At 30.6% G+C, this 13,381-nt stretch carries 10 protein-coding genes and 1 pseudogene; 10 read left to right on the forward strand and 1 reads right to left on the reverse strand.

Translation table 11 applies throughout. The annotated features are described in order from the left end of the window. Positions 1-33: 33 nt before the first annotated feature. On the reverse strand, positions 34-1,095 hold the full coding sequence (locus tag V2W16_RS01720) for a tyrosine-type recombinase/integrase (protein WP_329380428.1): 1,062 nt from the start codon (positions 1,093-1,095) through the stop codon (positions 34-36). Between the two features lie 106 nt (positions 1,096-1,201). Between V2W16_RS01720 and V2W16_RS01725 the strand changes: the two genes are divergently transcribed. The 10 genes and pseudogenes from V2W16_RS01725 (at position 1,202) to V2W16_RS01770 (ending at position 13,147) form a co-directional block, all read left to right on the forward strand. Then, the gene (locus V2W16_RS01725) at positions 1,202-1,906 is read left to right on the forward strand and encodes an AzlC family ABC transporter permease (protein WP_138268973.1); all 705 of its coding nucleotides are present in this window, start codon (positions 1,202-1,204) and stop codon (positions 1,904-1,906) included. Then, the gene (locus V2W16_RS01730) at positions 1,899-2,240 is read left to right on the forward strand and encodes a branched-chain amino acid transporter permease (RefSeq protein ID WP_329380434.1); all 342 of its coding nucleotides are present in this window, start codon (positions 1,899-1,901) and stop codon (positions 2,238-2,240) included. The genes V2W16_RS01725 and V2W16_RS01730 overlap by 8 nt, the downstream gene beginning before the upstream one ends. A 52-nt stretch (positions 2,241-2,292) precedes the next feature. Then, positions 2,293-4,437: a Tex family protein gene (locus V2W16_RS01735; RefSeq protein WP_329380438.1), complete on the forward strand. Its 2,145-nt coding sequence runs from the start codon at positions 2,293-2,295 to the stop codon at positions 4,435-4,437. A gap of 116 nt (positions 4,438-4,553) precedes the next feature. Further along, the gene (locus tag V2W16_RS01740) at positions 4,554-6,059 is read left to right on the forward strand and encodes a class I SAM-dependent DNA methyltransferase (protein ID WP_329380442.1); all 1,506 of its coding nucleotides are present in this window, start codon (positions 4,554-4,556) and stop codon (positions 6,057-6,059) included. Next, positions 6,049-7,176 (forward strand): restriction endonuclease subunit S, encoded by a 1,128-nt coding sequence (locus tag V2W16_RS01745; protein ID WP_329380445.1) that lies wholly within the window; start codon positions 6,049-6,051, stop codon positions 7,174-7,176. The genes V2W16_RS01740 and V2W16_RS01745 overlap by 11 nt, the downstream gene beginning before the upstream one ends. Before the next feature lie 132 nt (positions 7,177-7,308). After that, entirely contained in the window at positions 7,309-7,791 is a 483-nt protein-coding gene (locus tag V2W16_RS01750) for a hypothetical protein (protein ID WP_329380448.1), read from the forward strand. A 137-nt stretch (positions 7,792-7,928) separates the two neighbouring features. Next, positions 7,929-8,249, forward strand: a complete 321-nt coding sequence (locus tag V2W16_RS01755; RefSeq protein ID WP_329380451.1) for a hypothetical protein — start codon at positions 7,929-7,931, stop codon at positions 8,247-8,249. Between the two features lie 12 nt (positions 8,250-8,261). Beyond that, positions 8,262-11,290: pseudogene (locus V2W16_RS01760) on the forward strand (type I restriction endonuclease subunit R). A 186-nt stretch (positions 11,291-11,476) separates the two neighbouring features. Then, positions 11,477-11,959: a flavodoxin gene (locus V2W16_RS01765; RefSeq protein ID WP_329380454.1), complete on the forward strand. Its 483-nt coding sequence runs from the start codon at positions 11,477-11,479 to the stop codon at positions 11,957-11,959. Between the two features lie 21 nt (positions 11,960-11,980). Beyond that, positions 11,981-13,147 (forward strand): iron-containing alcohol dehydrogenase, encoded by a 1,167-nt coding sequence (locus V2W16_RS01770; protein ID WP_329380457.1) that lies wholly within the window; start codon positions 11,981-11,983, stop codon positions 13,145-13,147. Positions 13,148-13,381: the final 234 nt, after the last annotated feature.

The raw sequence follows: 13,381 nt of genomic DNA on the forward strand, positions 1-13,381 counted from the left end.
TGGCAGTCTTTTTTTAGTATATTTTAAATTATATTAATCTTCTCTTAGCTTTGTAACTCTAGCTGCAATTTTTCTTCTTTCTTCCTCAATTGCGGCATAATGTTTTTTTGTCGTATTTACATCTTTATGTCCAAGAACATCTGCAACAAGATATATATCTCCTGTTTCTTTATAGAGATTTGTTCCGTATGTACTTCTTAATTTATGAGGTGAAATATTTTTAAGAGGTACTACAATCTTTGTATATTTTTTTAGCATCTTTTGAATTGAACTTTGAGTCATTCTTTTGTGTTGTAAGGATAAAAACAAAGCATCTTCCTCTACATCAACTTTTTCTCTATCTTCCTTAAGATATCTAAGCAGGGCAGACCTAACTTCTTCTGGCATATAAAGAATTGTTTTATTTCCACCTTTTCTTGTTACCACAAAACTGTCATTGTCAAAATCCACATCGTTTATATTCATTCCGACACATTCACTTATACGAATTCCTGTTCCAACAAGCAAAGTAACAATTGCAAGATCTCTTACTTTTGTTTTGTTGTGATATTTAAGCTGGGAAGGTGTTAAATTATTCCCGCTTTCTATTTCATCAAGAAGATTTGCAACCTCATTTGGTTCTAATCTTACAATTGGCTTTTCGTAGTTTTTAGGTAAATCAACAAGCACTGTAGGATTTGTTTTTATAAGTTCTTTTTTAAAATAGTATTTATAAAAAGAACGAAGGGTGGAAAGTTTTCTCATTTTTCCTCTGTTTGAATTAGATAAACTTACCTTTGTTTCATCGTTTTTATAATGGCCTTTTGTGTAATAAGACAGATACTCGCTGAAATCTTCAAGATCGACTGCCTTAATATAATCAAGGTCACTTAAAAATATATCTTTTATATCTTTATAATGTGTAAATTTAGGATGATTTTCTATTAAATATTCAAAGAATATTTTTAAATCCATCGCATAAGCTATTCTCGTTTTTATGGAGGTGTTCGCGGAAATTCCTCTAAAAAATGTATTTGCAAATGAAGGAAGATATTCAATTTGTTTTCTTAGCTTAATGTTTAATTTATTTGACATTTCTTTACTGTAATCAGCCATTTTTACCTCCAAAATAATTATATAAACAATTATATTACATTATTTTGAAATTTCAAAGTCTTGTGTGGTATAATAGAAAAAGTTTAGTAAATTAAAGGGGTATAGCATGAATAAGACATTTAAAGAGGCTTTTAAAGTAACAATGCCGGTACTTCTTGGATATTTGTCTATCGGGCTTGCGTTCGGACTTATGATGCAAAGTATCGGGCTTAATTTTATATGGGCAGGGGGAATGTCCCTTGTAATTTATGCAGGAACACTTCAATATTTGGCTGTTATGATGTTTCAAACAGGAATGAGTATGATAAGTGTTGCACTTATGACACTTTTTGTTCATTTTAGACATATGGTTTATGGACTTTCTTTAATAGAAAAATTCAAAGATATAAGCTTTTTTAAGAAAGTATATATGATTTTTGGTTTAACTGATGAAACATATGCGCTATTAACTTCTTCAACCGTTCCTGAAAGTGTAAAAGACGATGTAGAAAATTACTATTTTTACATATCTATCTTAGACCATTCTTACTGGATTATAGGTTCAATTCTTGGTGCAACCATAGGTTCACTTATAAATATAAACACAGAAGGTGTATCATTTGCCATGATAGCACTATTTTGCGTTCTTTGCACAGAACAATGGTTTAACCTTAAATCAAAAGTACCGATTTTTATAGGAGGTATCTGTGCTTTAGTAGCTTTATTTATTTTTGGGCCTGACAATATGATGATACCTGCAATCATAGCAATAATGATTCTTTTAATGGGAGATAGGAAAAAACTTGAAAAGGAGGGGATAGTAAATGAATAAATATACTCTCTTTCAAGGTTTAATGGCAATTATAATAATGAGTGGAATTACTTTCTTTACAAGAGCCGTTCCTTTTGTACTTTTTTCAGGAAAAAACAAAAAACCAAATGATACGGTTTTACATCTTGGTAAAGTTCTTCCGCCGGCAATGATGGCAATGTTACTTATATACTGCCTAAAAGATACTTCTCTTATTTCTTATCCTTATGGAATACCTGAAATATTCTGTGTAATACTTGCAATAGGGCTACATGTATGGAAAAGAAATAATTTTATAAGTATATTCGGTTCAACAGTGGTATATATGATAATGGTACAATACATATTCGTTTAGAACTTCACAAAATAATTATTTAGTGAAGTAAATTATATAAAAGAGGTAAAACATGCAAGAAATAATAAATATATTATCAAAAGAATTTGACAGAAAACCAAAACACATTGAAAATGTAATTGAAATGCTTGATAAAGGGGATACTGTTCCTTTTATAGCAAGATACCGTAAAGAACTTACAGGTTCAATGGATGACCAGCTTTTAAGAGAGGTTGCACAAAGACTTGGTTATTTAAGAAACTTAAAAGAAAGAAAAGAAGAAGTAATTAGTTCTATTAAGAAACTTGATAAACTTACAAAAGAACTTGAAGAAGAAATAAATAACGCAAATACATTATCTGAAGTTGAAGACTTATACAGACCTTACAAACCTAAAAGAAAAACAAGAGCATCAATTGCAAAGGAAAAAGGTCTTGAGCCTTTAAGCGATATTATCCTTTCGCAGGAAGCAGATTTAGAGGATATAAAAATAATCGCAAAAGATTATGTAAGCGAAGAAAAAGGCGTTAATAACGAAGATGAAGCCATTAAAGGCGCTTTAGACATAATCGCTGAAAACATCTCAGACAATGCAAATATAAGAAAAGAGCTTAAAAAACTAATCAGAAACAAAGGTAAAATAATAAGTAAAAATACTAAAGATGAAGACAGCGTATATCAAACTTACTATGACTTTTCAGAATCTGTAAAAAGACTTCAAGGACACAAAGTTTTAGCTTTAAACAGAGGAGAAAAAGAAGGATTTTTAAAGGTTACAATCGAAATTAATAAAGATGAAGCCTTAAATATAATACATAAATACATTATAAAAAACACAAAAAGCAGTGCATATAAATATTTAGAAGAAACTTGTATTGATGCTTTCGACAGATTAATTTTTCCGTCTATTGAAAGAGAAATAAGAAGCGACTTAACGGAAAGCGCAAACGAAAGTGCAATAAAAACTTTTGCAACAAACCTAAAACAGCTTTTAATGCAGCCACCTGTAAAAAACAAAGTAACCCTTGGTCTTGACCCGGCTTATAGAACAGGATGTAAAATTGCCGTAGTGGACGGAACGGGAAAAGTTTTAGACACAACCGTAATTTACCCAACACCACCACACAACAAAATTGAAGAAAGCGAAAAGATAATTAAAGATTTAATAAGTAAACATAATGTTGAAGTTATTTCAATAGGTAACGGAACAGCATCAAGAGAATCAGAAAAATTTGTTGCCGATACAATAAAAGGCACAAAGGTTCAATATGTTGTTGTAAGTGAAGCCGGAGCATCAGTTTATTCAGCCTCAAAACTAGCTGCAAAAGAATTCCCTGATTATGATGTTGCCTTAAGAAGTGCCGTTTCAATTGCAAGAAGACTTCAAGACCCACTTGCAGAACTTGTAAAAATAGACCCAAAAAGCATAGGAGTTGGACAATATCAGCACGATATGCCAAAGGCTAAATTAAATGAAGCATTAACGGGTGTTGTAGAAAGTGCCGTAAACAGCGTTGGAGTAGACCTTAACACAGCATCTGTATCGCTACTTGAATATGTTGCGGGAGTAAGCAGTGCCGTTGCTAAAAATATCGTAGCATATAGAGAAGAAAACGGAATGTATACAAAAAGGAGTGAGCTTTTAAAAGTTCCAAAACTTGGTAAGAAATCATATGAACAATGTGCAGGTTTCTTAAGAGTTGCAGAAAGTTCAAACCCTCTTGATAACTCAGGAGTTCACCCTGAATCATACAAAGCGGCAAAGAAAGTTCTTGAACTTACAGGACATACTCTAAAAGACATTAACACAGAAAACATAAAATCAATAACAGAAGAAGCAGAAAAAATTGGTCTTGATAATATTTCAAATGAATGTGAAATAGGTATACCAACACTTAAAGACATACTAAAAGAATTAATCAAACCTGGAAGAGACCCAAGGGATGAACTTCCAAAACCTGTTTTAAGAAGCGATGTTATGGAAATGGAAGATTTAATCGTAGGTATGAAACTTATGGGTACGGTTAGAAACGTTGTTGACTTTGGAGCTTTTGTAGATATAGGAGTTCATCAAGACGGACTTGTTCATATCTCTCAAATATCAAATTCATTTATAAAACACCCTAGCGATAAACTTAAAACAGGGGATATAGTTGAAGTAACCGTTACTGATGTAGATAAGAAGAAAGGAAGAATTTCTCTTTCAATGATTATGTAATGAAAAGCCGTGATGTATCACGGCTTTTTTTGTTTTTTAAAGTAAAAATATGATATAATTAATTAGTATTTATCGAAAATTTTATAAATAATTAATTTATTTTAGGAGAAATAAAAATGTCAGAAAGCAATAATGCAAATATTGGATTTGAAAAACAAATATGGGATGCTGCCTGTGTTCTTTGGGGACATATTCCTGCTGCTGAATATAGAAAAGTAATAGTAGGGCTTATATTCCTACGTTATATATCAAGTGCATTTGAAAATAGATACAATGAACTTGTTGAAGAGGGAGATGGGTTTGAAGATGATAAAGATGCTTATATAATGGAAAATGTATTCTTTGTATCTAAAGAAGCAAGATGGAATAACATCGTCGAACATGCGCATACTCCGGAAATAGGAAGCATTATTGATGATGCTATGATAGCAATAGAAAAAGAAAATAAAACATTAAAAAATGTTTTACCTAAAAACTATGCAAGCCCGGACCTTGATAAGAGAGTTTTAGGGGAAGTTGTTGATTTATTCACAAATATGGAAATGGATGAAACCCATAACAGCAAAGATTTGCTTGGAAGAACATATGAATACTGTATAGCTCAATTTGCGGCTTACGAGGGAGTAAAAGGCGGTGAATTCTATACTCCTGCAAGCATAGTAAAAACAATAGTTGAAATATTAAAACCTTTTAAAAACTGCCGTGTATATGACCCTTGCTGTGGTTCAGGGGGAATGTTTGTTCAAAGTGCCAAATTTATTGAAGCACACAGTGGAAACAGAGGAGAAATATCAGTATACGGGCAAGAATCCAATGCCGATACATGGAAAATGGCGAAAATGAATATGGCAATAAGAGGGATAGATGCAAACCTTGGAAACTATCATGCAGATACATTTTTTAATGATTTGCATAAAACCCTTAAAGCAGATTTTATAATGGCAAACCCTCCTTTTAACCTTAAAAACTGGGGACAGGATAAATTAAAGGATGATGTTCGTTGGAAATTTGGAACACCTCCTGCAGGTAATGCCAACTATGCTTGGATACAACATATGATACATCACCTTGCACCAAACGGAAAAATTGGTTTAGTTCTTGCAAACGGGGCTTTATCTTCCATGACTTCTGGAGAGGGTGAAATAAGAAAAAATATAATTGAAGCAGATCTTGTGGAAGGTATTATTTCCATGCCTACACAGTTATTTTACAGCGTAACAATTCCCGTTACTCTTTGGTTTATAACAAGAAATAAAAAACAAAAAGGGAAAACCTTATTTATTGATGCCCGTAATATGGGATATATGGTAGACAGAAAACACAGAGACTTTACAGATGAAGACATAAAAAAACTTGCTGATACATTTTCAGCATTTCAAGAAGGAACCCTTGAAGATAAAAAAGGATTTTGTCACGTGGCAGATTTAGAAGAAATAAAGAAACAAGATTATATTTTAACACCAGGCAGATATGTTGGAATAGAAGAAACTGAGGAAGACGATGAACCTTTTGAAGAAAAAATGAAACGACTTACGGAAGAATTATCGCAAATGTTCAAACAGTCCCATAAACTTGAAGAAGAAATACGTAAGAACTTGGAGAGGATTGGGTATGAAATATAATACTGTTAAATTAGGCGAATACCTTTATATAAAAGGTCGTATTGGTTGGAAAGGTTTAAAGAAAAGTGAATATCTAGAACATAGTGAGTATCGCATAATCAATGGAGAAGCATTGACTGAAGACGGCATAAACTGGGATAAAGCCGGATTTATAACTAAGGAACGCTATGACGAGTCACCGGAAATAATGTTAAAAGAAGAAGATATCCTTATTTCCAAAGACGGAACTATTGGGAAAATTGGATTTATTAATAAACTTGAACAACCTACAACTGTTGCTTCAGGCATATTTGTAATTCGAAATCTTCAACCGGAAATAATAAACACAAGATTTATATATAATTTTTTGTGTTCACATTATTTCAAAGCATTTATTACAATGCGTACTGAAGGGAGTGTAATTCCACACCTATACCAAAAAGATTTTGTGGATTTAGATTTTCCTCTTCCACAAAAAGAAACACAAGAAAAAATTGTTTCTATTCTTGATGGTATAAGTGCCCAAATTGATATAAACAAAAAAATAAATGAGAAGTTGGAAGAGCAAGCTAAGGCGATTTTTAAATCGTGGTTTATTGATTTTGAACCGTTTGAAGGAAAAGTTCCATTAAACTGGGAAAATGGTGTTTTAGGAGATTTTGTAAAAATAAAACGTGGAGGTTCACCACGTCCCATTAGTCAGTTTTTATCTACAAGCGGACTTCATTGGTTAAAAATATCTGATGCAACTTGCACTAACTCCCCATTTATAAATAAAATAAAAGAGTATATCATAGAAGACGGATTAAAAAAAACAGTTTTTCTTAAATCTGGTAACTTAGTTTTATCAAATAGTGCTACTCCTGGATTACCTAAAATACTTGATATAGATACCTGTATACACGACGGTTGGCTATATTTTCCACAATCTAGATTCTCAAATGAATATCTATATTTATATTTTACACTTATTCGCAATAACTTAGTGTCTTTAGGTAATGGTAGTGTTTTTACAAATCTTAAAACAGATATTTTGAAAAATTATCCAACCTACTTGCCAACAAATGATATTCTCAATAAGTTTGATAATATTATAAAACCTATTTTTTCAATAATTCTTACAAAACAAGAGAAATAAAGAAATTAGAAGATATTAGAGACACTCTCTTACCAAAATTAATGAACGGTGAAATTGATGTTTCTGAGGTTGAGGTTTAGATAAAATCTTCAAAATAATATTATATAATTAAATATAAAAAGGAGAAAATATATGTCTATTTTTTATTACTTTTCAATATCACTTCAAATTGCAGGTTCATTAATTCTTTTAATCTCAAATTTTTCAACAAATAGAAAAAAAATAATTAAAGATATTTATAATACAAATAAAATTATAAACGCAGACGGTAATACAAAAGAAATAGATGATTTAACAGGTGTTTTAAAAGATAGATTTAAACAAGTATATTTAAACAGGTTTGCATTTGGATATTTAGCAATAGGTTATATATTAGAATTTATTTTTATGCAAAATAATTCATATAACAAAATATTTGCAATAATAACTATAACGTTAATTACGGTTTCATTTTTAGGTTTAAGTTATTCTGTAACTTATAAATATTTACTAAATAAAGATATAGTAACCCAAAATATTTCATATAAAGAATTAAATGATTTAAACTTAAAACCACATTTAGAATCTATGTCTTGCGAAGAGTTAATCAAAATATTAGATGGTGATGCTAAATAATTTTAAGAATAAAAATGGCTGTTTTCTACATCTATTATATCTGTTGTTATTGAATATTTATATATTATGCCTTTTCGTGTTAGTAAGTTAAAAGAAAAAATTAAAGCAAGAAAAAAATTCAAACAAGGAGATAAAAAATGGAATTTGAATATCTCGATGAAGAATCAGAGGAATTACTTAAAGAATTAATTGAAGATAAAGATTTATTTTTAAAAAGAATGAGTGGAATAGCTTTAGAAAATTTAATTGATAAAGGCTTTGTTAGTGGAGAAAATAGTACATATACTATTGACAGAGAACCTCATTACGATAATTTAAAGATAAAACAAAAAGGCTATACATATTTTGAGATGAAAGAAAAATATGAAAAAGAGAAAAGAAAAGAATTCATTTTTGAATTGATAAAAATTTTACCGAAGTTTTTAAGTTCTATAATTTTAAAAATTTTTTTCAAATAAAAGGAGAATAACATGTTCTACACCGAATCCAGCTACGAAAAATCAATAATAGAATTATTTACCAATAATTTAGGTTATGAATACATATATGGACCTGATACAGAAAGAGACATACACAGTCCGTTATATGAAGATGTACTTATTGACTGCTTATATAGAATTAATAAAAATATGCCAAGAGAAGCAATAAATGATGCCATATTCAAATTAAAAAATATAGAAAATGGGGAACTTGTACAAAGAAACTCTGTTTTTATGGACTATCTGCAAAATGGCTTCCGGTAAGATATTTTGTAGATGGAAAAGAAAAATCTTCTATCATTTATCTTGTAGATTATAACAATGTGGAAAATAACTCTTTTATCATTGCCAATCAATGGACATTTATTGAAAACAGTGAAAAAAGACCTGATATAATTTTGTTTGTTAACGGGCTGCCTGTAGTGCTTGCAGAGCTTAAGTCTCCATCTCGAGAAGAAACTAATGTAACAGACGCTTACAGACAGATTAAAAACTATATGAAAGAAATACCTTCAATGTTCATATATAATGCAATTTGCGTTATAAGTGACCAAGTAATATCTAAAGCTGGAACCATAACATCAGGCGAAGACCGTTTTATGGAATGGAAGAGTAAAGACGGAGATTATGAAAACACAAAACACGCTCAATTTGATACATTCTTTGAAGGAATGTTTGAAAAAGAGAGACTTTTAGATATAATAAAGAATTTTATATGCTTTTCAAACGAGGGCGTAAAATCTTATAAAATTTTAGCAGGATATCACCAATATTTCGCAGTAAAGAAAGCGATAAAATCAACTATCAATGCAACTGATACAGACGGAAAAGGCGGGGTTTTCTGGCATACACAAGGCAGTGGAAAGTCTTTATCCATGGTATTTTATGCTCAGCTTATTAATCAAACCCTAAACAGCCCTACAATCGTTGTTATTACAGATAGAAACGACCTTGACAATCAGCTGTATTCTCAATTTGTAAAGTGTAAAGACTTTTTAAGACAAACACCTATACAAGCAGAAAGCAGGGAAAATTTAATAGAATTGTTAAAAGGAAGAAAAGCAAACGGTATTTTTTTTACGACAATGCAAAAATTCACAGAGACAGGAGAAGCGCTTTGTGATAGAAAAAATATTATCGTAATGGCAGATGAGGCACATAGGGGACAGTATGGGCTTAGCGAAAAGGTAGACATTAAGACAGGGAAGCTAAAAGTAGGAACAGCAAGAATGATTAGAGATGCTCTTCCTAATGCTACATATATTGGATTTACTGGAACTCCTATTTCTCAAAAAGATAGAAGCACAAAGGAAGTATTCGGAAATTATATTGATATATACGATATGACACAATCTGTTAAGGACGAAGCAACGAAACCGATTTGTTATGAAAGCAGGGTTTTAAAATTAAATCTTGATGATGATATTTTACAACTTATAGATAAAGAATATGACAAAATGGCAGCTAATGCTGATGAAGAAGTGATTGAAAAAAGCAAACGTGAACTTGGAAAGTTAGATGCTATATTAGGAAACGACAAAACAATCCTTTCTTTAACAATGGATATTATTGACCACTACGAAAACAACCGTGAACATCTCCTTACGGGTAAAGCAATGATTGTTGCTTATTCTCGTCCAATTGCAATGAAAATATATAATCAAATATTAAAATTAAGACCGGAATGGAAAGATAAAGTTGCAGTTGTAATGACTTCCACAAACAACGACCCTGAAGAATGGCGTGAGATTATAGGTAATAAAAATTATAAAAATAAGCTTGCACAGGAATTTAAAGACAATGAAAGCCCTTTAAAAATAGCAATAGTTGTTGATATGTGGCTTACAGGATTTGATGTTCCGTCTCTTTCTACAATGTATATATATAAACCAATGGAAGGTCATAACTTAATGCAAGCAATTGCCAGAGTAAACAGGGTATATAAAGATAAAGTTGCAGGGCTTATAGTTGACTATATAGGAATTGCAAGTGCATTAAAAAAGGCGATGAGCGATTATACTGCAAGGGATAGAGAAAATTATGGAGATACAGACATTTCAAAGGTAGCTTATCCAAAATTTGTAGAAAAACTCGAAATATGCAGAGATTTATTCCATCAATTTGATTATTCAAAGTTTGAAATAGGAAGCGAACTTGAAAAAGCAAAGACTATAAGCAGTGCCGTAAACTTTATAATGGATAGAAAGAGAGTGAAAGATAAAGAGGCTTTTATGAAAGAATCATTTATTCTAAGTCAATCATTATCTCTCTGTTCTTCCATCGTTCCTAAGAATGAAAGAATAGAAGCATGTTTTTTCGATGCGGTAAGAGTATTTATTTTACGTCTTAATGATAACGGAGTAAATAAGAAAATCTCTTTAAAAGAAATGAACAACAGAATAAACGAGCTTTTAAAACATTCAATAAAAACCAGCGGAGTAATTAACTTATTTTCTGATATAAAAGAAGAATTCTCAATTTTTGATCCAGAATTCCTTAAAGACGTAGCAGCAATGCCTGAAAAAAATCTTGCAATAGAACTTTTGAAAAAATTAATTAATGAACAAATTTCTGTATATAAAAGAACAAATATAGTTAAATCAGAAAAATTTAGTGAAATAATAAAACGTTCATTAAATTCATATTTAAACGGGATGTTAACAAACGAAGAAGTTATAGAAGAGATGTTGAAACTTGCAAAAGAGATATCAAAAGCTCAAAAACAAGGGGAAGAAATGGGATTAACTGCGGATGAACTAGCTTTCTATGATGCATTAACCAAACCAAACGCAATAAAAGATTTTTATGAAAATGATGAATTAATAGCAATTACAAAAGAATTAACCGAAACCCTAAGAAAAAATAAAACCATAGACTGGCAAATGAGAGAATCCGCAAGAGCAAAAATGCGAATGATTATTAAAAGACTTCTACGTAAACATAAATATCCACCTGAAGGCATGGATGACGCAGTTAAAACATTAATGGCACAGTGCGAAATGTGGGCAGATAATTTATAAAAAAGACCTAACAGGTCTTTTTTGTTTTAATTTATATATACTTTTTAGGTATACATATATCAATAAATATAGAATTTGATATATTTAGTATTTTAATTTAAAATAAAATATATAAATAAAGTATTGACATGGAGTAAACTCCAAGTGATAGACTAAGCCTAAGATAAAACAAGGAGGTTTTATAAGATGAAAAATACATTAGTTGCTTATTTTTCAGCAACAGGAACTACAAAACATAAAGCTCAAATGATCGCTGAAGCTTTAAATTGTGATATTTATGAAATAGAGCCAAAAAATCCTTACACATCAGCTGATTTAAACTGGCATGATAAGAAATCAAGAAGCTCTATTGAAATGGATGATAAATCCTCAATACCTGAAATTATAGATAATAATCCAAATATTGAAAACTATGATGTAGTATTCTTAGGTTTCCCAATTTGGTGGTATACAGCGCCTACTATTATCAATACATTCCTTGAAAAATACAATTTTGAAAACAAGGAGGTTGTATTATTCGCAACTTCAGGAGGTAGTGGTCTAAGAGGTATTTCAAAGGATTTAAAAGGAAGCGTATCTGAAAGCACTATAATAAAAGAAGGCAGAATGTTAAACGGTAATATTACAAAAGAAACATTAGAAAGCTTTGTTAAAAGCTTAAATTTATAATATAAAGGAGAAGAAATTTAAATGTTAGGAAATTTTTCATATTCAAACCCTACAAAATTATATTTTGGTGAAGATTCATTAAACTATTTAAATGATGAATTAAAAAATTATGGTAAAAATATCATGCTAAGCTATGGTGGTGGCTCAATAAAGAAAAACGGTATATATGATAAGGTAATTGAAATTTTAAAAGCAAATGACAAAAACATCTTTGAAGATCCTGGAGTAATGCCAAACCCAACAGTAGAAAAACTTTATGAAGGATGTAAAATTGCTAAAGAAAATAAAGTAGATTTAATTCTTGCAGTTGGCGGCGGTTCTGTATGTGACTACGCAAAAGCAGTTTCTGTTTCAACTTACTGCGATGAAGATCCATGGGATAAATACTATTTAAGAATGGAAGATGTAGACAATGAAATCATTCCTGTAGGATGTGTGCTTACAATGGTAGGAACAGGTTCAGAAATGAACGGGGGAGCAGTTATAACAAATCATGAACAAAAATTAAAAATAGGTCATGTATTCGGCGAAAATGTATTCCCTAAATTCTCAATTTTAAACCCTACTTTTACTTATACTCTTCCTAAATACCAAATGGTAGCAGGTTTTTACGATATTATGAATCATATCACAGAACAATATTTTTCAGATGATGATGACAATACTTCTGACTATATTAGCGAGGGGTTACTTAAATCATTAATTCATAGTTCAAGAATAGCAGTAAAAAATCCAACAGATTATGAAGCAAGAAGTAACATAATGTGGATTGCAACATGGGCATTAAATACTTTAATTGCAAAAGGCAAAACAACAGACTGGATGGTTCATATGATAGGTCAATCAATCGGTGCTTATACTGATGCTACTCACGGTATGACTTTATCAGCTATTTCAATGGCATATTATCGTTATATCTGTCCATATGGTTTAAATAAATTTAAAAGATTTGCAGTTAACGTATGGGGAGTGAATCCAGAAAACAAAACTGATGAAGAAATTGCAAAAGAAGGCCTTGACAGAATGGAAGAATGGATGAAAGAAATCGGTCTTGTTATGAATATCAAAGACTTAGGCGTTAAAGAAGATATGCTTGAAGGAATTGCAAAAGGTTCATTCATAATGGAAGGCGGTTATAAAAAATTAAGCCACGAAGAAATCGTTCAAATTTTAAAAGAAAGTATGTAATATAAAAAACAGCTCTATGTAGGGCTGTTTTTTATTATTGAAATAACTAATATTAAAGATACTTTTATCTAAAGGGAATATAAATAGTTTTTAACCAACTTTCCGCTAAAGACAACTTTAACATAGAATTGACTATATTTTATAATAAAATTAACATATTTTTACACATCTTCTCAAACCCTTTGATTATAAGGCTTTTAAGCATTAATATCTTTATAATGTTATTTTCTATTA

This window comes from Anaerofustis butyriciformans (genome assembly GCF_036289385.1).
Classification (GTDB): Bacteria; Bacillota; Clostridia; order Eubacteriales; family Anaerofustaceae; genus Anaerofustis; species Anaerofustis butyriciformans.

Excerpts from the sequence above, each read along its gene's own strand:
- V2W16_RS01720 (WP_329380428.1), bottom strand. The coding sequence starts at position 1,095 with ATGGCTGATTACAGTAAAGAAATGTCAAATAAATTAAACATTAAGCTA.
- V2W16_RS01725 (WP_138268973.1), top strand. The coding sequence starts at position 1,202 with ATGAATAAGACATTTAAAGAGGCTTTTAAAGTAACAATGCCGGTACTT.
- V2W16_RS01730 (WP_329380434.1), top strand. The coding sequence starts at position 1,899 with ATGAATAAATATACTCTCTTTCAAGGTTTAATGGCAATTATAATAATG.
- V2W16_RS01735 (WP_329380438.1), top strand. The coding sequence starts at position 2,293 with ATGCAAGAAATAATAAATATATTATCAAAAGAATTTGACAGAAAACCA.
- V2W16_RS01740 (WP_329380442.1), top strand. The coding sequence starts at position 4,554 with ATGTCAGAAAGCAATAATGCAAATATTGGATTTGAAAAACAAATATGG.
- V2W16_RS01745 (WP_329380445.1), top strand. The coding sequence starts at position 6,049 with ATGAAATATAATACTGTTAAATTAGGCGAATACCTTTATATAAAAGGT.
- V2W16_RS01750 (WP_329380448.1), top strand. The coding sequence starts at position 7,309 with ATGTCTATTTTTTATTACTTTTCAATATCACTTCAAATTGCAGGTTCA.
- V2W16_RS01755 (WP_329380451.1), top strand. The coding sequence starts at position 7,929 with ATGGAATTTGAATATCTCGATGAAGAATCAGAGGAATTACTTAAAGAA.
- V2W16_RS01765 (WP_329380454.1), top strand. The coding sequence starts at position 11,477 with ATGAAAAATACATTAGTTGCTTATTTTTCAGCAACAGGAACTACAAAA.
- V2W16_RS01770 (WP_329380457.1), top strand. The coding sequence starts at position 11,981 with ATGTTAGGAAATTTTTCATATTCAAACCCTACAAAATTATATTTTGGT.